Source organism: Mycobacterium sp. NPDC049093, from assembly GCF_040704635.1.
Lineage (GTDB): Bacteria > Actinomycetota > Actinomycetes > Mycobacteriales > Mycobacteriaceae > Mycobacterium.
Genome location: NZ_JBEZJS010000010.1, coordinates 182640 through 201868, shown reverse-complemented (window position 1 = coordinate 201868; position 19229 = coordinate 182640). Strand labels below are relative to the sequence as shown.

The window sequence follows — 19229 nt, the reverse complement described above, 5'->3', positions numbered from 1 at the left end:
GGGAGTACAGCCCGTGTGATGTCCGTAGCCCGCAGCCCACGCGGCGGGTACGACACCGGAGTTGGGATCGGTAGCGATGCAACGCGTGGTCCGCTTGTCCGGTAAGGAAGTCGACGAGGAGAGGACGGACATCGTGTGGTGGATTATTCCGCTGGTGGTGATCGCGTTCGACGTAGCGATTTTGGCGATCTTCGTCATCGCCAAACGGAGGCATAGCGGGGATGGCTCGCGCCGCCGCGGCGGGCTGGGGTCTGTCGCCGGTGCCGGCGGTGCCGCAGCCTTCTGGGCGGCCGGCGCGGACTCCGGTTTCAGCGACGGAGGACACGGGGGATGCGGTGGTGGAAGTAGTTGTGGTGGTGGCGGAGGTTGCGGGGGCGGCGGTTGCTGATGATCACTCTGCGAAAGGGCGGCGCCCGACGTGCCGCCGGGCAGGTGATCGCCGATCTGGAATTGCCGGAGGCCGTGTTCAAGACCTGCCCTTGGCAGCCGCGTGAGCTCGTCGAAACCGGTCTGCGGCAGTGGTTTCGATGCTGCGCCGTAGCGCTGCGCGACGGTCAGGTCATCGGGATGCCCTCACGCGCGGTCGACGAAGCCTGGCACGGCCTGATTCTGTGCACCGCGCGTTACGCGGCATTCTGTGACGCCGCCTACGGGCAGTTCCTGCACCACCACCCCGACGGCGGTGCGCCGCCCGGAGCCACGGCGACCGGCGAGTGTATGGATGAACAGCTGCGCCGCACCGTCATCGCCTGGTCCATGATCGCCGGGCCGGGTGAGCGGTGCGTCCTATGGGATCTGGATTCTCGTCTCGGGCTTGATGAGCCATGGGGTGTGAGTCCGCGACGGGTCGCGGAAATCGAAGCGGCACTGAGCGGTCGGCGCGGCGCCGAGTCGGGATGACGACCCCGAACTACCCGGACGCCGCCCGACGCACCTCGGCCTCACCAGCGACCAATTCCAGGCTGTCACCGACATAGACCGTCACCACGGCCGTGGCCTGGAACAGCCCGTAGAAGTCGTCGGTCCGGGCGAACGTGTGTGCCCGGGAGAACAAGGGCTGCACGTCGAACACCTTCACCCGAAGCTTCTCGCGCGTGAGTCTGCCCAATTCCCGGCCGGATTCGGGATCGGTGATCACCTGATCCGACTCGGACTGCACGGCAAAAATCATGCCAGGCGTCACACCCGCCTCAGCCCCACGATTGATCACCAACGTGTAGTCATCCTCGATGAGGGCGACCTGGCCGGAGAGGGTGGGCTCCGTCATGATGCGGCCAGGGAAGTGTTTTCCCGCAGGGATTTTGCCGCCGAGCCGGCCCGGATGCGCGGCCGCGAGTCATGGTCGTCCACAGCCAGCAACGCGTCGACGTGGCTCGCCGTGTCCTGCTCGGTGCCGAGCGTGAGCTCGACAGCGGTCTTGGCCTGGAAGAGGGCGATCATCGCGTGTTGTTGACGCTCGGCGCCAAAAGCGTTGAGGGCGAGTGTGAGTTTCTTGTCGACGTATTCGATCGACCGCTGCAGGTCCGACACCGGGGCTGGCACGGCGGGGACCGCCGCGCTCGGCGCGGGCTGCGCACTTAGTCCGCTGTACCAGCGGTGTCCCAGCACGCCGAGGGTGATCGAGCACAGCGGGACCACGACGACGATGCACACCACGGCGACAGTGCCCTGCAGCGCGATCGCGCCGACGATGCCAAGAAGTGTGAAGATGCCCGTCAGGGCCAGCACGCGCACGGCCGGTGGCACGGCATCGATCGCCAGGGCCAGCTGCCGAACGGTCCGGGCGACATATCGAGCAAGGCCGGCGATGAACCCCATGATGGCGGTGACAGCCTTGCGCGCGATCCGTCCCACCTCATCGGCTTGCTCGCGCGTGACGGGGGATTTGGGCATCGTCCAGACGCGCTGCTGCGGAGCCTGCGCACTGGCAACTGTTTCGGGTTCAGTGCGTACCTCGTCGGCCTCCGGGGCGGATGTCGGGGGCGCCGGCACAGCGTTGGTCACATTCGCATCATCAACCACATCTGCATCATCGCGCCGTTGCTCTCGATGAGGGTTCCGGCGCGCCGGAAGATCTGCAATTTCACCGGTGGCAAAGATGAACCCGACGGGGACGGCGGGCGACAAGTTCGGATGGTGCGGGGCGAATCACTTTTCAGCCGCGCCGCTGCGGGCTATGAATCAATGGTGAGCAACCATCATGTGAACCTGACCCCGCAGGAAGATTCGTTGATCGCCGAGAGTCATCCCGAGGCTCTGGCCCGCATGGACGAGAAGGCGCTGAAGGATCTGCAGAGTCGGCTCAGGCAAGCGCGTGAGAAGAACTTCAGCTTGTTGCGCCGCCAGGGGGCGGCCCGCGTCGAGGCCGAAGGTGGCCGTGGCGCTGCTCAGCCGGCCAACGAGAAACGCGGTGAAAAGGTCGATGTGTTCGACGAGGCGCTGGCCCGGGTGGGCCAGCGACTGGAGGCCCTCAGCGACGCCGAATAGGGGTCGGCCGACTTTCCTGCGAAAGTCCTGTTGGTACTGCTTTGACGGGTCGAGCCTGCGGTAGCGTCGTTAGTGGTTCTAGGTAATCCGGCGTTGTGCGATGGCAGGTAGGGGAGCGACGAGTGGATCTCGGCATCTGGGGCGACCTGACGATCCTTGCCGGCGTCATGGCAGTGACGTTCGCGGCATGCGTGTTCGTGTACGTCAGCCGGCTGGAGAAGAGAACCCCCGCGTCGCTGGGCGAGAAGGTCGGCGCCCACAAGGCGGTGCTCGCCAAACTGCGCAAGCGTGAACCGATGTCGCGGGATGAGTTCGACTACGCGACCGAACTGGTGAACGACGCTCGATCACCGCTTGCCTATGCGATGCCGGCCGTTCTTTTCACGATGGGTTTCTTCTACGTCGTCGGCTGCATGTACATGTTGCATCGCGACGGCGGTAACCCGTCATTCCGGACGTTCATCGGGGGGATCCCGATGTTGACCTCCATGAACATCGCCGCTCAGCTCCGCCGCGTCGCGGGGCTGAAGGGGAAGCTGCGGGACGTCGAGGTGACGGACGAACCGGCGGACGAGCTCAGTCCTGCTGCACGCGGCTGACTTCCGTCACTTCTGGGACGGAGCCGCCGCGTCGTCGTCCTCCCACAGCAGGAGCTGGCGAACCGAGGCCCGCGAACCGTACGGCTGCAGCATCTGGCTCGCCGGCCGCGGCCGGATCCGGAGTGGCCACCAGAACCACCGGCCGAGCAGTGTGGCGATGGACGGCGTCATGAACGACCGCACGATCAGCGTGTCGAACAGCAGGCCGAGGGCGATGGTGGTGCCGATCTGACCGAGGACTCGAAGGTCGGCGAAGATGAACGACGCCATGGTGGCGGCGAAGACCAGACCGGCCGAAGTCACCACCGCGCCGGAACCGGCCATCGACCGGATGATGCCGGTGTTCACCCCGGCATGTATCTCCTCTTTGAACCGCGAGACCAGCAACAGGTTGTAGTCCGACCCCACCGCCAACAGCAGGATGACGGCCAGCGCCAACACGATCCAGAACAGGTCGACGCCGAACAGGTCCTGCCAGATCAGCACCGAGAGTCCGAACGAGGCACCCAGCGACAGTGCCACGGTCCCCACGATGACGAGTGCGGCGACGATGCTGCGGGTGATGAACATCATCACCAGCAGAATGAGGCTGAGCGCGGCGATCGCGGCGATCATCAGATCGTATTTGGCGCCGTCCTGGATGTCCTTGTAGGTCGCCGCAGTGCCGGCGAGGTAGATCTTGGATCCGGCCAGCGGTGTGCCCTTGACGGCTCCCTGTGCGGCGTGCCGGATAGCATCGATGTGCGAAATGCCTTCGGGCGTAGCGGGATCCCCGTCGTGGGTGATGATCATGCGGGCGGCCTTGCCGTCCGGTGACATGAACAGCTTCATGCCGCGCTGGAACTCGGGGTTGGTGAACGCCTCCGGCGGCAGATAGAAGGAGTCATCGGTTTTCGAGGCGTCGTACGCCTGGCCCAGCGCGGTGGCGTTCTGCAGCGCGGCTTCCGTCTGGGCGTTGATGCCCGAGGTGGTGGCGTAGTTGGTCAGTGTGAGGTCGCGGTTGGTTTGTTGACTGGCGATCTGCGGAGGGATCAGCGCGAGCAGTTTCGGTTGCAGCGCATCCAGTTTGGAGATGCTGCCGGAGACGCTGGCCAGCTGATCCGTGAGAGCGTCAATACCATCGAGCGCGTCGAAGACCGACCTCAACGCCGCGCACATCGGGATGTCGAAACAGTGTGGTTCCCAGTAGAAGTAGTTGCGCAGCGGGCGGAACTGGTCGTCGAAGTCGGCGATCTTGTCGCGCAGGTTCTGCGCCGTGGCGACGGTCTGCTGGAACGCCTTGGCCTGCTCGTCGGTGACGGCGGCCGACTGTTGCTGCAGGGAATACTGCTGGCGCAGGACGTCGATCGAATTGTTGATCACGTCAACCTGTTTGAGCAGGTCGGCACCGCGGGCCTGCTGGAAGGGCAGGTTGTTGATCTGCTGTGCGCTGCCGGCGCTGATCTGGAACGGGATCGACGTGTGGTCCAGTGGGGTGCCGAGCGGGCGGGTGATCGACTGCACCTGGGCGATGCCGTCGGTATGGAACACCGCCTTGGCGACGCGTTCCAGCAGGATCATGTCCGTGGAATTGCGCAGATCGTGATCCGCTTCGATCATCAACAACTCGGGATTGAGCCGGGCTTGCGAGAAGTGGCGTTCGGCGGCGGCATAACCGACGTTGGCCGGCGCGCTGGCGGGCATGTAGGGCCGGGCGTCGTAACTCGTCTGATAACGAGGCAGGGTGAGGAGTCCGATGAGGGCAACGGCGATCGTCACTACCAGGATGGGGCCGGGCCACCGCACGATCGCCGTGCCGATGCGTCGCCAACCCCGGGTGCGCATGGGTCGGGCGGGCTCGAACAGACCGAAATGGCGGCCGATGACCAGCAATGCCGGGGCCAGCGTCAAAGCGGCCACCACGGCGACCAGCACGCCGGTACCGGCGGGAATTCCGAGGCTCTGGAAGTACGGGAGGCGGGTGAAGGTCAGGCACAGCACCGCCCCGGCGATCGTCAGGCCCGAGCCCAGGATGATGTGTGCGGTCCCGTGGTACATCGTGTTGAACGCGGTGACGCGGTCCTGCCCATCATGACGCGCTTCGTGGAACCGGCCGAGGATGAAGATCGCGTAGTCGGTGCCGGCGGCGATGACCAGCAGCGTCAGCAGATTGGTCGAATACGTTGACAGCTCGATGATCCCGGCGTTGGCCAGCACCGCGACGACACCACGCGATGCGGTCAGCTCGATCATCACCGTGAAGATCACGAAGAACACCGTGGTGAGCCGGCGGTAGAGCGAGAACAGCATCACGGCGATCACCCCGATGGTGATCAGCGTGGTTTTCAGGGTTCCGTGGCGACCCACCTCGAACTGGTCGGTGACCAGGGGAGCGGCGCCGGTGACGTAGGCCTTGACGCCCGGAGGCGGCGTCGTCTGGTTGACGATGTTGCGCACCGAGTCGACGGACTCGTTCGCGAGCGACTCACCCTGGTTGCCGGCGAGGTACACCTGCACCAGTGCCGCCTTGCCGTCGGTGCTTTGCGAGCCCGCCGCCGTCAGCGGATCTCCCCAGAAATCCTGGATGTGCTGGACGTGCTTGGTGTCCTGGCGGAGCTTCTGGACCAAGCCGTCGTAGTAGTGGTGCGCATCGGCACCGAGCGGTTGATCGCCCTCCAGCACGATCATCGCCGAACTGTCGGAGTCGAATTCGTCGAACACCTTGCCGATGCGCTTGGCGGCTTGCAGTGACGGCGCGTCCTGAGGGCTCAGCGACACGTTGTGCGATTCGGCGACGGTCTCGAGCTGCGGCACGAAAACGTTGGTCACCACCGCCAGGCCAAGCCAGAACAGCGCGATGACTACTGAGAACCGCCGGATGAGGTCCGGAACCCGGTGGGTGCTCATCCGGACTTGTCCAGGCACGAGGTGTAGGCGTTCAAGGTGTTCACTGTTCTCTCGTCCTTGATCACGTCGTCGATCTTGATCCGGCATCCGATCGAACTGCTGTCGCCCTGGGCCTGGACGTTGACGAACACCGCGGGCTGCGTGGTGGTTGTGTCATAGGCCCACGGCAGTGCGACGTCGTCGGCACGCTGAGGTTGGGCGTTGACGTCGAGGTAGGTGATGGTGGCTACCGTGCCGGGTGGACCGAAGACCTCGATGACCACATGTTTGGGGTTGAACGGGACGATGTCGTTCACCGAGCCGCTGGGTGTGGAGGTGACGTCGTGGGAGGCGAAGATGCCGTGCAGTCGGTTCACTACGAACCCAGCGACCAGCAGCACAACTACCGCCACCAGCACCATCCAGCGTTGGCCGAGTCGACGAATCAACGAAACCCGTTGCATCCGTGACCCTTTCGTAGGCATCGACCAGGCGCGGACGGTAAGGGGTAGCTCCTCTAGGACGGCTAATCAACTAGGTTGACGTTATGGCACGCAGCCGGACACCACAACCTTGTGGCTGCGGATTTTTCCTGTGTGAAAGCTGGGAATTCGGGCGGGGGCCGCGGGAATTACGTCAGGTACGTTTCGTGCCCGGTGGGGAATCCACCACCGTTGGTGGCGATGTGAACGTGGTCGAAGTGGTTGGCGGTGGCGCCGCCGCGATCCGACATCATTCTGGGAGCCCGGCCGCGGGAGTAGATCTGCTGCCGGAAGATCACGTGGTTCACGCCGAACCGATCGGCGTTGTCGAGGGCGTACGCCACGATCTTGTCTCCGAGTGCTTTACCTTCCGGGGTGGCGTAGTTCGGGATCATCACGTCGATCGCCTGCCCGTTCGGATGCCACTTCATCGAATCGGCCCTGACCCCGCCGATGTTCAGAATCTGGGGGAACCGGGCGCTGACCGCGCGGGCGGCCAAGATGGTCTCCACTTGGAGGCCTTTTTCGGAGGCCCGGCCGGCGGGCAGGGGGAATCTCATGTTCCGGCGCACGGCGCGCTCGGCCGGTACCGCCGGGGCGGCAGGCGCGGCGGCGGGCTGGACGGCCGCGGCCGGCACGACCTCGGTGTCGCCCTTGGTGGCCGGCGCGGTGTCTGCGCCGACGACGATGAGTGCGGCGGCAGGCACGACGACCGCAGCCATGGCTGCAGACCGGCGACGCCGATCCTTTTTCAACTGGTGTCTACCCACGAGGACCGGACCCTACCGGCGGGGTCGATGATCGCCGGAATCGCGAAGTTCTCTGGTGCTGTCGATGGCAACAAGTTCGGCGGTCAGACGTCAACTATTGCTTGACGCGCCCCGGCGTGGGGTGAGCTGGAGGCGAACATAGGGCCAACCCCCGTGAATTTGCAGGTCAAGCATCATTGCACAGTCATCCTGCTGTGCAGATCGCAGGGGGTGGATTCGACGTTAGAACTGGCGATAGCCCGTCTCGATCGGAGTGACCTGTGCCCAGAGCGGCAAAATTTATGGCATTTACCACACCTGTCGGTCAACAGTGCCTCCGGAGCCGCTGACGACGGCGTAATTTGAGCGAATCTGGCCCGTCGAAAACGGGGAGGGCGACCCATGACAGATGTCGACTGTTGCGTAGTGGGTGCGGGGTTCGCGGGCCTGACCGCGGCCCGGCGGCTGAAGCAGTCGGGCCGCTCCGTGGCGCTGCTCGAGGCACGCGACCGGGTCGGCGGCCGCACCTTCACCGAGGTGCTGCCCGACGGCACCTGGATCGACCGGGGTGGTGCCTGGATCGGACCGGGACAGGACCGCATCAAAGCGCTGATGGACGAGTTCGGTGTCGAGGAATACAAGGAGTACGTCGACGGCAGCGCGATGATGGTCATGGACGGCAAGCAACACCGCTATTCCGGCACGATTCCGTGGGCGATGAGTCCGTGGGCGATCGCCAACCTCGGAGCCGGACTGCTCGAGGTGGAGCTGATGTGCAAGACGATTCCCTTCGACGCCCCGTGGGAGGCGAAGAAGGCGGTCGAGTGGGACCGGATCAGCCTGGGCGAGTGGATCAACCGTCATATGCGCTCCAAGCAGGCGCGCGAGATGCTCGACATGGCGCTGGCCGGCATCTACACCTCGGCGGGATCCGAGGTGTCGTTGTTGTGGGCGCTGCACCAGATGGGGTCTGGCGGCGGGCCCGGCTTCGTCATCTCCAATCGGGGCGGGGCCCAGGATGCACGGGTGCGTGGTGGCATGGGGGCCGTCTACGGGCCGATGGCCACCGAACTGGGTGAGGCGCTGCATCTTTCGCGACCGGTTCACCTCATCACGCAGGAGAACGACGGCGTGACGGTCCATGCCGACGGCATGACAGTCCGGGCGCGGCAGGCGATCGTCGCTGTCCCGTTGGCTGTGGCGAGCCAGATCACCTATGAGCCAATGCTTCCCGTCGACCGGATGTTTCTCCATCAACGGATGCCCAGCGGTGCGGTCTTCAAGATCTCGGTCGTCTACGACACGGCGTTCTGGCGGGCCGACGGACTGTGCGGGCAGTCCGCGGCTCCCGGGAGTCCGGCGACGCTGACCATCGACGCGTGTACCGACACCGGCACCCCGGGGATCATGTGCGTCATCACCGAAGGGCCTGCCGCCCGGCGGCTCGGGCTACTCGATGCGGCGGAACGCAAATCCGTGGTGATCGGCGAGTTGATCGACCGGTTCGGTCCGAAGGCCGCCTCTCCGATCAGTTACCACGAACAGAACTGGACCGTGGAGCGTTACTCGGGTGGCGGGATGATCAGCCACGCGCCGCCGGGTGTGCTGACCGAATTCGGCCATGCCCTCCGAGAGCCGTGCGGGCGCATTCACTGGGCCGGCACGGAGAGTTCGGCCATCATGTGCGGGTGGATCGACGGCGCGGTTCGCTCGGGTGAGCGCGCGGCCGCGGAGGTGATGGCCGCTGAGAGCGTGGCGGCCGCGTAATAACCCCGCGTAGCGCGTTGGCGGGGGTTACCGTGCAATTCGGACCAGCCTGCGGCGAGGTGATGTCGAGTGCACAGCGGTGAGCCGGAGAGTCGGCAGACACTCACACTCGGCGAGTCCGTGCTTGCCGACGCCGAGGAACTAGATCGGCCGATCGTCGATTTCCTGCGGGCCACACCGGGCCGGATAGCGGTGCTGGCCGTCGTCCTGGTGGTGGCGATTCTGATTGTGGGCGTGGCGGCGTCGGTGATGGAGTCCAGCCGGCAACGCGAACTGGAGACCCTGCGGTCGCACACCGAGCCGCTGGCCGATGCCGCGCAACGGATCTACAGTGCGCTGTCGTCGGCCAACACCACCGCGGCCACCGCGTTTCTGGCCGGTGGTGTCGAACCGCGCGAGATCCGTGAGCGTTACGACGCGTCCGTAGGGGAGGCGTCGGCCGGTCTGGTCACCGCATCGAATGGGGTGTCGCCCAACGACATCCGATCGCTGACGTTGCTCACCGACCTGTCCAACCAGCTGGCGGTGTACACCGGCATGATGGCGACTGCCCGGGCGACCAACCGCGGGGGCCGCCCGATCGGCGTCGGGTACCTCAGCGAATCGTCCACGCTGCTTCAGGAGTCCATCCTGCCCGATGCCGAGCGGCTGTACCGGACGCAGGCCGAGGCCGCCACGGCATCGGGACGGTCGGCTGCCACCCCGTGGGTGTTGATCGCGGCAGCCGCGCTCGTGGTGGCGTTGTTGGTGGTGGCGCAGGTTTTTCTCGCCAGGCGCAGTCATCGCCGCCTCAACCCGGGTCTGGTGGTGGCCTCGGTGTTGATGATTGTGCTCGCGGTGTGGTTGGCAGTAGCCGGGCTGGTGGTGACGCATGCGGTCAACAGCGCTCGCACCGAGGGCAGCGAGCCATTGGAATCGGCGGTGACTGCCCGGATTCTGGTCCAGCAGGCCCGCGCCGACGAGATCCTAGGACTGCTCAAACGCGGGTCCGACCCGCTCTCCGACGTCCGATTCGAACAGCGCACCACCGATGTCGGCCGGATTCTCGACCAGCACCCCGCCGACGGGGCACAAGAAGCACTGCGGGGCTGGAAGGCATCGCACGCCGAGGCCAGGACACTGTTGGGCCGCGGTGATTACGCCGGGGCCGTGGCGATCGCGCGGGACGGCGGGCCGCAGCACTCCACGGCCCAGTTCGGCAGGCTCGATGCGGCTCTGGGAGCCGACATCGGCCGCTTGCGCGATCGGCAGCGCGACGGGATCACCCGCGCCTACGCGGCGCTGAGTGCGCTTCCCGCCGGCGCCGCAGCGATCAGTGTTCTGGCCGCACTTGCGGTTGCCACCGGTGTCGCGCCGAGACTGAGCGAGTACCACTGATGCGGGCCGTCGCCGGACTTGTCCTCCTCGCCGCGACCGTGGTGGGGGGATGCGCCACGGCTCAGCCACTTGTCCGGGTCTCCGCTTCGCTCACCACGGTACCGCTGCCCAGCGGTGCCGCCGTGGTGTCACAGGTGCCCGGGGTGCCGGTCGAGAGTTGCGATGCCACAGCGAGTTTGCGCCCATCGACAGTGTCCGGCCCGGCGGTTCAGGCGATCCGGCAGCGAGGCCGACTGGTGGTCGGCATCGACCAGAGCACCAACCTGATGAGTTTTCGCGATCCGGTTTCGGGTGAGCTGCAGGGCTTCGACGTCGACATCGCACGCGAGGTTGCCCGCGATCTGCTCGATGATCCAGGCAAGGTGGAGTTCCGCCTGCTGACCTCGCCCGAGCGCATCAGCGCGGTGCAGGACGGCACCGTCGACATCGTCGTGAAGGCGATGACGATCACGTGTGCTCGTGCAGAGGAGATCGCCTTCTCGACGGTGTATCTCGATGCGCATCAGCGGTTGCTGGTGCCGAAGGATTCGCCGATCGAGGGGCCGGGAGATCTGGCCGGGAAACGGGTTTGTTCACAGGTGGACACCACTTCGCTGGCCACCGTCGCGCGGGTGGCACCCGAAGCGACCCTGCTCGCCGTTCAGAATTGGGACGATTGCCTGGTGGCGCTGCAGCAGGGGCAGACCGACGCGGTCAGTACCGACGATTCGATACTGGCCGGCATGGCGGTCCAGGATCCCAACCTGCACCTGGCCGGCCCCAGCCTGGAGGCCGAGCCCTACGGCATCGGGGTGAACAAGTCCCGCGAGGATCTGGTCCGGGCGGTCAACGGCACCTTGGAACGGATAAGGCGCGACGGGACCTGGTTGTCGCTGTATCGCAAGTGGCTCAACGTTCTCGGCGCTGCGCCACATCCGCCGGAGCCGAGGTATCGGGACTGACATGGCAGGGCAAGAGGGCACGCGGGCCGTCCTGGTGACCGAATCGGCACCGGTCAAGGCCGAGGGGGCGACAACCCGTCCTCGGCTGCGCACCGGCCGCCGGCGCGTGGGCGACGGCCTGGTCGAGATCCCAGTTCGGGAGGACATCGAACCTGCCGGTGCCATTCTCACCAATCCTGTTGTCGCCGAGTCGAAACGGGTGTGCCCGGGCTGCGGGCGTCCGGTGGGGCGGGGGAGTGCCGGCCGCCCGGGCCCCAGCGATGGGGTGTGTCCGCAGTGCGGCACGGTGTTCTCGTTCTCACCGCAGCTGGAGACCGGCGAGTTGGTGGCAGGTCAGTACGACGTCCAGGGCTGCATCGCGCACGGGGGTGTCGGCTGGATCTATCTGGCGATCGACCGCAATGTCAGCGACCGCTGGGTGGTGCTGAAGGGGTTGCTCCAACCCGGCGAGCAGCAGGCGCAGGAGATCGCTGTCGCCGAACGCCAATTCCTCGCGATGGTGAATCACCCCGGCATCGTCAAGATCTACAACTTCGTCGAACATCCTGGCTTCGACGGCCGGCCGGTCGGTTACATCGTGATGGAGTACATCGGCGGAACGACCCTTGAAGCCATCCTGGCGAAGCAGCAGCCTTCCTCGGGCGGAGAAGCCCGACAGATGATGCCGGTGGAGCAGGCGCTCGGCTATCTGCTCGACGTCATGCCGTCGCTGTCCTACCTGCACTCCCTCGGCCTGGTCTACAACGATCTCAAGCCGGAGAACATCATGCTCACCGAGGACAATATCGAGTTGATCGACATGGGTGCGGTCTCCGGCGTCGAGGAGTTCGGATACATATACGGCACCAAAGGATTTCAGGCCCCTGAGATCGTCCGGACCGGGCCCACTGTCGCCACCGACGTCTACACGGTCGGCCGCACGCTGGCCAAGCTGACCGTCGACCTGTCCAACGACCGCTACGCCGAGGCACTGCCCAGCCGCGACGAGATACCGCTGTTCGAACGGTACGAGTCCTTCTACCGGCTGTTGGTCCGTGCCACCAACCCCCGGCCCGCGCAGCGGTTCTCGTCGGTGGACGAGATGGCCGACCAGTGCCGGGGCGTGCTGCACGAAATCCTCGCCGAGCAGACGGGTTCACCGTGTCCGCGAACATCGACGCTCTTCGGCCCGCCGCCTGCCACATTCGGCGCCGACCTGGCGTTGCGGGGCACCGACGTGTTCGTCGACGGCCGGCGGCGCACCGTTGCGCTGCGCGGCCGCGACGTCGCGGATGCCCTGCCGAGGCCGGTGCCGGTCGAGGAGTCCGACGAGGACTGGCAAATCGAATGGGACGACGGGATCGACGGCCTGCGGGCCGGTGATCTGGAGGCGGCCCTGGCCTGCTTCGAGCGTGTCGTCGCATTGCTTCCCGGTGAAGCGGCACCCAAGTTGGCGGCCGCCGCGACGGCCGAACTACTGATCGATACAGATGACGTACCGGATGCGGAACGGTTGTGGCAGTTGGCCGAACGGGACTACCGAACCTTGTGGCGTACCGACCATGCCATGGTGAGTGCGGCGTTCGGTCTGGCCCGGGTGCTCGCCGGCCACGGTGACCGCGCCGGCGCAATCGAAGTGCTCGACCAGGTCCCGGTGACCTCACGCCATTACGGTGAAGCCCAACTCACGTCGGTGGTCCTGCGGCTCGACGGGCGGCCCGGCGCGGAGATCACCGAGGCGGACTTGCGCGATGCCGCGCGGCGGGTGGGCGGACTGCCCGAGACCGAGCCACGCGTACTGCAGATCCGTGCGTTCGTCCTCGGTATCGCCCTCGACTGGCTCCGCTCGGGCGCTGTGAAGGCCTCCGACGAACCGCTTCTCGACCATCCCTTCGAGAACCGGGGTCTACGCGTCGGTGTCGAGGAGGTGCTGCGGGAACTCGCCCGGCACTCGCCGCGGCGGCGTCACCGCTACCGCCTTGTGGACGTGGCGAATTCGATCCGGCCGCCGAGTTGGATGTGAGCGCACGGCCCTGTTGGCGGCGCGGGTCCCTTGGATCCCGAACCGGATCTGCCACAGTGACGGGCATGAAGACGCTGATGATCCCCGTGGTGGCAGTTGCGGCCGCGCTCGTCTCGGCCCCGGCAGCACTCGCCGATGATCAGGGCTTTCTCGCCGAGGTCTCCGCGGTCGGGCTGCCGGTCTCCGATGCCAACCGTGACGTTCTGCTACAGCTCGGACAGCAGGCATGCCTGACGGCACACGAAGATCCGTCGATGCGTCCCGATGATCTGGCGATGCAGATCGCCGAGGCCCGGTCGGCCTATCCGTTCGATAAGGCCAGGCTCGTGGTGTCCGCGGCGTTGCACAACTTCTGTCCGGATGTCGCGGTGGCGCCGGGCACCTGAATCAGTCGTCCGACCGCGTGACCCCGTGCACCACGGCGACGCAGAGGTCGGCGCATTCGGCCGCGAGTTTCTCCGGCGTTTCGGTGGGATCCTCCAGCCAGGCTTCGATGATCTGGTTCACGCCGCCGACCATGAACTGTGCCCCGCGGCGCAGCGCGGACGGATCCGGAGCGGCCGTGGTCAGTACGTCGGGGGCGAGTTGGACGATCAGGCCGGTGATCATCTCCAGGATGTGGGTGCGATGTTCTGTCAGCCCGGCGACGCTGCTGACGTCGCCGGTGGCGATGCGGTGGATGTGCGGGTCGGCCGCGATGATGTTCAGGAATGCGGTGAGGGCCGAGCGGAGTTTGTCGGTCAGCGTGCCCGGATCGCCGACACCGGCGTTGACCAGTGCGGTCAGTAACTGATCGCGCACATCGTCAGAAATGGCATACAGCAACGCGTCTCGGGTTTCGAATTGCTCGTAGAAGTAGCGTGACGTGAGCCCGGCAGCGCTGCAGACCGCACGTACGGTGACCTCGGTGATCCCCGACTCGCCCCAGATCTGTCGTCCGGCGGCGAGCAGCTTGCCCCGCCGTTCAGTGCGGCGGTCGGCCGCACTGACGCCGCCGTAGCCGCGCACCACCTGTACGCGCTTCATCGACAGCACCCTACCTGCCGCCGACTTTTTGACTACGGATCTAGTTGGCCGATTCGGGGCGCAGCTATTTCGACATCGAACCCAGGAAGTAGGTCTCGTGGCCCGTGGCATAGCCGCCACCATCGGTGGCGATGTGGACGTGATCGAAGTGGTTGAGGGTCTCGTTGCCGTAGTCGGCGGTCCAATGGGGCGCGCCGATTCCCGGATAGAGGCCCTGCCGCCAGATCACGTGCAGCACCCCCCAGCGCTTGGCGTTGGCCAATGCGAATCCGGCGATCTGATTGCCGAGGGCGATGCCTTCTTTGGAGTGATAGTTCGGGATCATCACGTCGATCGCGAGACCGTTGGGATGCCACTTCAGCGCATCCTGGCGATATCCGCCGATGGTGGTGATCTCGGGGAACATCACGGCGATGGCACGGGCCACCCAGATCGTCTTGACCTGGAGCCCGCTCTCAGGCGCCGGGCCCTTCGGCAGGGAGAACTGGAAATCGCGGGCTACGACGGGCGCACTGGCCGCCACCAACTCGGCCTGCGCGGCGACCGGTGCCGGTTGCTGGCTGGTGGGCGGTGCCGCAGCTGGGACCTCTGCACAACACTCCGGCGCGGCGTTCTGCGCGTACACCATGCCCGCAGCGAGGGTGACGGAGGCGGCAAGCGCCAGCAAGCGTCCCCGGCCGCCGGCCAACCGTCGTTTCCCCACGGCAGCAATCTACTGCTGTCAGCGCCGCGGCGGGCAATCTTCGCCATCCGTACGCCTACCGTTCGTCAGCTCTCAGCCCACGCCCTCGGTCGGATAGGGATACCCGGGCCGGTCGGGAAGCTTGATGTCGACGTAGCTGCGCGGTGGCAGCGTCGATCCAGGCTCCTACACTGCCAGGATGCTCACACGGGCGCGGATGGTGGCCGCGACGCTGGTGGTGGTGCTCGGACTGCTGTCCCTGGTCCATGTGCTCTACATCGGGTTCGGGCCCCTGCCTGACCGGGCGGAACGTCAACTCGGATTCCTCGACTCAGCCCTGGATTCAGGCCGTGACACCGAAATGCAGGGCCTCTTCCCGGAGGGCGAATACTTCACCAGGGTGCTGACCGGTCTGGCGGAGGCTCAGGTCGCCGCGCGGCTCGGCGCAGACCCGCGATCCGCCGGTTATCTGGCCCGGGCCAGGACCCGGCTGGCAGCCATCGAAGCCCCGGAATCTGTCGCGGTATTCGGCAGCGGAATGGTCCCGGAGCACGGAATGTTCGCAGCGGGCTGGTCACTTGCGTTGGCTGCCGCCATCGCACGGGCTTCGGGCTCCGATGCCGACCGTGCAGCAGTGCGGGACCGGGCCGGTGTCGTGCATTCAGCTCTGGGGCAAACGGATTCACCATTCCCTGCCAGCTATCCGGGGCAATTCTGGCCGTGTGATTCGGTCGTGGCAGCGGGAGCGCTCGCCCAGGCGATCTCACTGCTCGATCTGCCGTGGCGCCAGGATCTGGCCGACTGGCGCGAGCGGGCGTTGGCCGCCGCCGATCCGGACACGGGCCTGCTGCCGCACCAGGTCGATGCCCGCGCCCACGCGCTCACCGGACCACGAGGGTCTTCACAAGCCATCGTCCAGACCTTCTGGCCCTCGGTTGATGACGTGGTCGGAATCAAAGACGATCAGTGGCAGCGGTTTTCAGACAGGTTCGTCACCAACAAGGCCGGCCTGGCCGGAATTCTGGAGTACCCGTCCGGCACCGACGGCGACGCAGACGTCGACAGTGGCCCATTGATCTTCGGAGTGAGCCTGAGTGCCTCGGCCGTCGGATTGGCGGCGGCGCAAGCCAACGGCGACCGAGACCTGGCCGGCCGGCTGACTCGGCAGGTCGAGCTGGTCGGGCTGCCGGTGGGTATTCGCACCACGCGCTATCTGTTCGGTGTTCTCCCCGTGGCTGATGCGTTCATCGCGTGGGCGCGCACGGTACCCCCGAATGAGGTGACACTGAATGCGGGCTCGGGGCGGTCGGCGTGGTTTGTGGTGTGGGCCGTGCCCCCGGCGTTGCTGCTCGCGGCGGGCCTGATGCTGTGGCCACGAAGGCGACGGCCGGGAAAACAAGGTAGGACTACGCATCCCTCACCGCCCTCTTGCCCGGCAGACTGAACCCATGGCAAGCCCTGATGTGGTGCCGTCGGTAGACGCCGCAACCCACGACACCAAACCAGAACGCGACCGCGCCGTCGATGTGGCACGTCTGGGCGCCCTGCTCGTGGTGATATTCGGGCACTGCGCACTGCTGCTGGCGACCATCGACTCCAGTGGTGTGCGGGTCGGCAACATCCTCGGCGCCTTGCCCGCGCTGGCCCCGGTCACCTGGGTGCTGCAGGTGATGCCGCTGTTCTTCATGGCTGGTGGGGCCGCGGGTGCTTACAGCTGGCGCGACGGACGACCCTGGGGTGAATGGCTGCTCGCCCGCGCCCAGCGACTGTGCCGGCCGGTGTTGTGGTACCTGGCCATGTGGACGGTCGTCCTCCTCGTGGTGCGCGCGACGATGGGTGCCGCATCCGCATCAGCCCTCGGGCGCGAATGCGTGGCGCTGCTGTGGTTTCTGGGCGTCTATCTGGTGGCGCTTGCGTTCGTTCCGGCGCTGATGCGCTTGACCACCGGCCGGGCGCTGGCGTGGGTGGTCGCCGGACTGCTCGCGGCGTCCGGGGTGGTGGATGCCATCCGGTTCGCAGTCGGTACGCCGGAGGCCGGCACCGCCAACCTGATCGTCGTCTGGCTGATCCCGGTCGTTATCGGGGTGGCCTACGCGCGGCACCTGATCTGTGCGCTGCGGGCGCTGGTGATCGCGGTCGTCGCTTTCAGCGCGCAGGTAATCGTCGCTCTCACGGGCATTTACGACGTCTCCCTGGTTGTCACTGGAACGGAGCGGGTGTCGAACGTGTCGCCGCCGACGCTGCTGCTGGCACTGCACTGCATCTGGATGTCGTGCCTGTTCATCGCCGCTGCGAATCCGATCCGGCGCTGGGCGGCCAGGCCCCGGGTCTGGCGCGTGGTGGCGACGGGGAACGGCGGTGCCATGACGCTGTACCTGTGGCACATCCCAGTGATCGCGATCGCCGCGTTCAGCCTGCACGCCGTCGGTCTCGACGCTTTCAATCCGTATGCTCCTGGCTTCTGGGCCCACCTGGCGCTGCGCGCAGTGGTTTTCGCTGTTCTTATGGCGGTCGCCTTCCGGCTGCTGTCGCCGCTGGAGCATCGCCCGTTGCCGTGGTGGGACAGCCGCGTTCAGATTCGGGGCGCGCGGTCGGTGCTGACCGGTGTGCTGCTGTGCGTGGCCGGCGCCGCGTTGACGCTGATGGCCAAGAACGGGCTCGACGGTGTGCTGGGCTGGTCGGCGCTCGGCGGATTCGCCCTCGCATGCGTCGCTGCGCGAGCCAGTGCAGGGTGGGTTGTCAAGGCCTAATTCTCCTGTGGGGCAATATCTGTGGATGAATCGAGCGTTGTGGATAACTTCTTCGGCTGTCGGTTGACAGCGATAGAATTCGAACATGCTTGCGAAGGCCATCTCTGATCGAGAGTCGGTGATGGCTGCCTACGACGAGTACGACACCGCCTGCGCGAAACTGGCTGCCCTCCACTATCAGGGGCTGAGCCTGCCCGAGCTTCTGGAGCTACAGTCCCGCCGTGAACACCATCTCAGGTGCTTGCCCGCGGTGGACCACGCCCTGTTGGCCGAGATCCAAACCCGCACCACCCCGGCCGAGATCGGTGCGAAAAGCTGGGCCGATGTGATGGCCATCCGGCTGCGCATCAGCACCAAGGAAGCCAAACGCCGCGTCACCGAAGCCGCTGTCCTGGGCCCGCACACCACTGTCACCGGGGAGTCGCTGGCGCCGGCACTGCCGGCCACCTCCGACGCCCAGGCTGCCGGTGCGATCAACGCCGAGCACGTGGCGGTGATCAAGAAGTTCTTCGCCAAACCGCCTGTGCCGCTCGATGCGGCTACCCACGCCCAGATCGAGGCTGATCTGGCCCGCATCGCCAGCGGCAACAGTCCGGAGATCCTGAAACAGTGCGCTGATCGGATCGCGTTCCTGCTCAACCAGGACGGCACCGAGCCTATCGACGCCGAATGCCGTCGCCACGGTGAGATCGTCATCGGGGCTCAACAAGCCGATGGCACCAGCGAAATCCGTGGCCGACTCACCCCCGAAGCCCGCGCCACCATCCTCCCGATCCTGTCGCGCTACGGCGGCCCGGGCATGTGCAATCCCGCCGACGAATACCCCTGCACCACCGGCACTCCCACCGCCGAGGCCATTGCATCCGACACCCGCACCGCCGCCGAACGCTATCACGATGCGCTGGTCGCCATGGGCCGTAACGTGCTGTCCTCGGGGGAACTGGGCGAGCACAACGGGCTACCGGTATCCATCGTGGTATCCACAACTTTGCGGGAACTGGAAACCAGGACCGGCATCGGACTGGCCACCACCGGCACCGAATTGCCGATCGGCGATGTCATCCGGATGGCCGCCCACGCCCACCATTACCTGGTGATCTACGAAAATCACCGCCAGGTCCCGCTCTATCTGGGCCGGTCCAAGCGCGTCGCCACCCCCGGGCAGCGGATCGTGCTGCACAACCGTGACCGCGGCTGCACCCGGCCCGGCTGTACGTGCTCCACCGATCGTTGCCAGGTCCACCACGGCCGAAAGGACTTCAGCCAAGGTGGATTAACTGATATTGCCGACCTCACCCTGGCTTGCCCCAAGAGCAATCGGCTCGTCCACGACAAGGGTTGGCACACCCGCATCCGCGATGACGGTCGCGTCGAATGGATCCCACCGCCGCTGCTGGACACCGGCCAAGACCGCACCAACCACTACTGGCACCCCGAAGACCTGTTCCATCCACCGGAAGAAGATCGGGAGGCCGACCCCTAACCGTGGGATCGGGGTTCAA

19 protein-coding genes are annotated in these 19229 nt (G+C 66.1%); 12 read left to right on the top strand and 7 right to left on the bottom strand.

All coding sequences use genetic code 11. The features are described 5' to 3' along the window. The first annotated feature begins 76 nt into the window (after positions 1–76). On the top strand, positions 77–388 hold the full coding sequence (locus tag AB0876_RS31280; RefSeq protein ID WP_491840819.1) for a hypothetical protein: 312 nt from the start codon (positions 77–79) through the stop codon (positions 386–388). Then, the gene (locus tag AB0876_RS31275; protein ID WP_491840820.1) at positions 388–900 is read left to right on the top strand and encodes a UCP032817 domain-containing protein; all 513 of its coding nucleotides are present in this window, start codon (positions 388–390) and stop codon (positions 898–900) included. Before AB0876_RS31280 ends, AB0876_RS31275 begins: the two co-directional genes overlap by 1 nt. Before the next feature lie 10 nt (positions 901–910). Here the strand turns inward: AB0876_RS31275 and AB0876_RS31270 are convergent, their stop codons facing one another. Both AB0876_RS31270 and AB0876_RS31265 read right to left on the bottom strand, forming a co-directional pair. Continuing rightward, on the bottom strand, positions 911–1267 hold the full coding sequence (locus tag AB0876_RS31270; protein ID WP_491840821.1) for a hypothetical protein: 357 nt from the start codon (positions 1265–1267) through the stop codon (positions 911–913). Then, positions 1264–2127, bottom strand: a complete 864-nt coding sequence (locus AB0876_RS31265) for a hypothetical protein (RefSeq protein ID WP_526043838.1) — start codon at positions 2125–2127, stop codon at positions 1264–1266. Before AB0876_RS31265 ends, AB0876_RS31270 begins: the two co-directional genes overlap by 4 nt. Positions 2128–2187: 60 nt before the next feature. Here AB0876_RS31265 and AB0876_RS31260 point away from each other — a divergent pair, with 60 nt between their 5' ends. Continuing rightward, positions 2188–2487, top strand: coding sequence for a hypothetical protein (locus AB0876_RS31260; protein ID WP_526043837.1), 300 nt, complete (start codon positions 2188–2190; stop codon positions 2485–2487). A gap of 122 nt (positions 2488–2609) precedes the next feature. Further along, positions 2610–3086, top strand: coding sequence for a hypothetical protein (locus AB0876_RS31255; protein WP_526043836.1), 477 nt, complete (start codon positions 2610–2612; stop codon positions 3084–3086). Positions 3087–3092: 6 nt separating this feature from the next. On the opposite strand, the gene AB0876_RS31250 is transcribed toward AB0876_RS31255, so the two are convergent. The 3 genes from AB0876_RS31250 to AB0876_RS31240 all read right to left on the bottom strand — a co-directional run bounded on the left by AB0876_RS31250 (position 3093) and on the right by AB0876_RS31240 (position 7155). Beyond that, positions 3093–5972, bottom strand: a complete 2880-nt coding sequence (locus AB0876_RS31250) for an MMPL/RND family transporter (RefSeq protein ID WP_526043835.1) — start codon at positions 5970–5972, stop codon at positions 3093–3095. Next, positions 5969–6415, bottom strand: coding sequence for an MmpS family transport accessory protein (locus AB0876_RS31245; RefSeq protein ID WP_526043834.1), 447 nt, complete (start codon positions 6413–6415; stop codon positions 5969–5971). Before AB0876_RS31245 ends, AB0876_RS31250 begins: the two co-directional genes overlap by 4 nt. 167 nt (positions 6416–6582) lie before the next feature. Continuing rightward, the gene (locus AB0876_RS31240; protein ID WP_491840827.1) at positions 6583–7155 is read right to left on the bottom strand and encodes a VldE C-terminal domain-containing protein; all 573 of its coding nucleotides are present in this window, start codon (positions 7153–7155) and stop codon (positions 6583–6585) included. A 429-nt stretch (positions 7156–7584) separates the two neighbouring features. Between AB0876_RS31240 and AB0876_RS31235 the strand changes: the two genes are divergently transcribed. The 5 genes from AB0876_RS31235 to AB0876_RS31215 all read left to right on the top strand — a co-directional run bounded on the left by AB0876_RS31235 (position 7585) and on the right by AB0876_RS31215 (position 13655). After that, positions 7585–8949, top strand: a complete 1365-nt coding sequence (locus AB0876_RS31235; protein ID WP_526043833.1) for a flavin monoamine oxidase family protein — start codon at positions 7585–7587, stop codon at positions 8947–8949. A 69-nt stretch (positions 8950–9018) separates the two neighbouring features. After that, positions 9019–10326 (top strand): GlnX family signal transduction membrane protein, encoded by a 1308-nt coding sequence (locus AB0876_RS31230; RefSeq protein ID WP_491840829.1) that lies wholly within the window; start codon positions 9019–9021, stop codon positions 10324–10326. After that, positions 10326–11267: a glutamate ABC transporter substrate-binding protein gene (locus AB0876_RS31225; protein ID WP_491840830.1), complete on the top strand. Its 942-nt coding sequence runs from the start codon at positions 10326–10328 to the stop codon at positions 11265–11267. Before AB0876_RS31230 ends, AB0876_RS31225 begins: the two co-directional genes overlap by 1 nt. Before the next feature lies 1 nt (position 11268). Further along, positions 11269–13269 carry a serine/threonine-protein kinase gene (locus tag AB0876_RS31220; protein ID WP_491840831.1) on the top strand — a complete coding sequence of 667 codons (2001 nt, stop codon included), beginning with the start codon at positions 11269–11271 and terminating at the stop codon, positions 13267–13269. A gap of 65 nt (positions 13270–13334) precedes the next feature. Next, positions 13335–13655, top strand: coding sequence for a DUF732 domain-containing protein (locus AB0876_RS31215; RefSeq protein ID WP_491840832.1), 321 nt, complete (start codon positions 13335–13337; stop codon positions 13653–13655). A 1-nt stretch (position 13656) separates the two neighbouring features. On the opposite strand, the gene AB0876_RS31210 is transcribed toward AB0876_RS31215, so the two are convergent. Both AB0876_RS31210 and AB0876_RS31205 read right to left on the bottom strand, forming a co-directional pair. Continuing rightward, positions 13657–14295 carry a TetR/AcrR family transcriptional regulator gene (locus AB0876_RS31210; protein WP_463793618.1) on the bottom strand — a complete coding sequence of 213 codons (639 nt, stop codon included), beginning with the start codon at positions 14293–14295 and terminating at the stop codon, positions 13657–13659. Positions 14296–14359: 64 nt separating this feature from the next. Beyond that, positions 14360–15007, bottom strand: a complete 648-nt coding sequence (locus AB0876_RS31205; protein WP_463793770.1) for a VldE C-terminal domain-containing protein — start codon at positions 15005–15007, stop codon at positions 14360–14362. Positions 15008–15176: 169 nt separating this feature from the next. Here AB0876_RS31205 and AB0876_RS31200 point away from each other — a divergent pair, with 169 nt between their 5' ends. The 3 genes from AB0876_RS31200 (at position 15177) to AB0876_RS31190 (ending at position 19210) form a co-directional block, all read left to right on the top strand. Beyond that, positions 15177–16421, top strand: a complete 1245-nt coding sequence (locus AB0876_RS31200) for a hypothetical protein (protein WP_526043832.1) — start codon at positions 15177–15179, stop codon at positions 16419–16421. 4 nt (positions 16422–16425) lie between these two features. Beyond that, a complete protein-coding gene (locus AB0876_RS31195; RefSeq protein WP_491840834.1) occupies positions 16426–17727 on the top strand; it encodes an acyltransferase family protein in 1302 nt (433 codons plus the stop codon). Positions 17728–17812: 85 nt separating this feature from the next. Further along, positions 17813–19210, top strand: a complete 1398-nt coding sequence (locus AB0876_RS31190) for an HNH endonuclease signature motif containing protein (RefSeq protein WP_491840835.1) — start codon at positions 17813–17815, stop codon at positions 19208–19210. The last annotated feature ends 19 nt before the right edge of the window (positions 19211–19229 follow it).

Bases quoted from the DNA above. Each gene is read 5' to 3' on its own strand.
- AB0876_RS31280 (WP_491840819.1), top strand. From the start codon at position 77: ATGCAACGCGTGGTCCGCTTGTCCGGTAAGGAAGTCGACGAGGAGAGG.
- AB0876_RS31275 (WP_491840820.1), top strand. From the start codon at position 388: ATGATCACTCTGCGAAAGGGCGGCGCCCGACGTGCCGCCGGGCAGGTG.
- AB0876_RS31270 (WP_491840821.1), bottom strand. From the start codon at position 1,267: ATGACGGAGCCCACCCTCTCCGGCCAGGTCGCCCTCATCGAGGATGAC.
- AB0876_RS31250 (WP_526043835.1), bottom strand. From the start codon at position 5,972: ATGAGCACCCACCGGGTTCCGGACCTCATCCGGCGGTTCTCAGTAGTC.
- AB0876_RS31245 (WP_526043834.1), bottom strand. From the start codon at position 6,415: ATGCAACGGGTTTCGTTGATTCGTCGACTCGGCCAACGCTGGATGGTG.
- AB0876_RS31240 (WP_491840827.1), bottom strand. From the start codon at position 7,155: ATGGCTGCGGTCGTCGTGCCTGCCGCCGCACTCATCGTCGTCGGCGCA.
- AB0876_RS31235 (WP_526043833.1), top strand. From the start codon at position 7,585: ATGACAGATGTCGACTGTTGCGTAGTGGGTGCGGGGTTCGCGGGCCTG.
- AB0876_RS31225 (WP_491840830.1), top strand. From the start codon at position 10,326: ATGCGGGCCGTCGCCGGACTTGTCCTCCTCGCCGCGACCGTGGTGGGG.
- AB0876_RS31220 (WP_491840831.1), top strand. From the start codon at position 11,269: ATGGCAGGGCAAGAGGGCACGCGGGCCGTCCTGGTGACCGAATCGGCA.
- AB0876_RS31215 (WP_491840832.1), top strand. From the start codon at position 13,335: ATGAAGACGCTGATGATCCCCGTGGTGGCAGTTGCGGCCGCGCTCGTC.
- AB0876_RS31210 (WP_463793618.1), bottom strand. From the start codon at position 14,295: ATGAAGCGCGTACAGGTGGTGCGCGGCTACGGCGGCGTCAGTGCGGCC.
- AB0876_RS31200 (WP_526043832.1), top strand. From the start codon at position 15,177: ATGCTCACACGGGCGCGGATGGTGGCCGCGACGCTGGTGGTGGTGCTC.
- AB0876_RS31195 (WP_491840834.1), top strand. From the start codon at position 16,426: ATGGCAAGCCCTGATGTGGTGCCGTCGGTAGACGCCGCAACCCACGAC.
- AB0876_RS31190 (WP_491840835.1), top strand. From the start codon at position 17,813: ATGCTTGCGAAGGCCATCTCTGATCGAGAGTCGGTGATGGCTGCCTAC.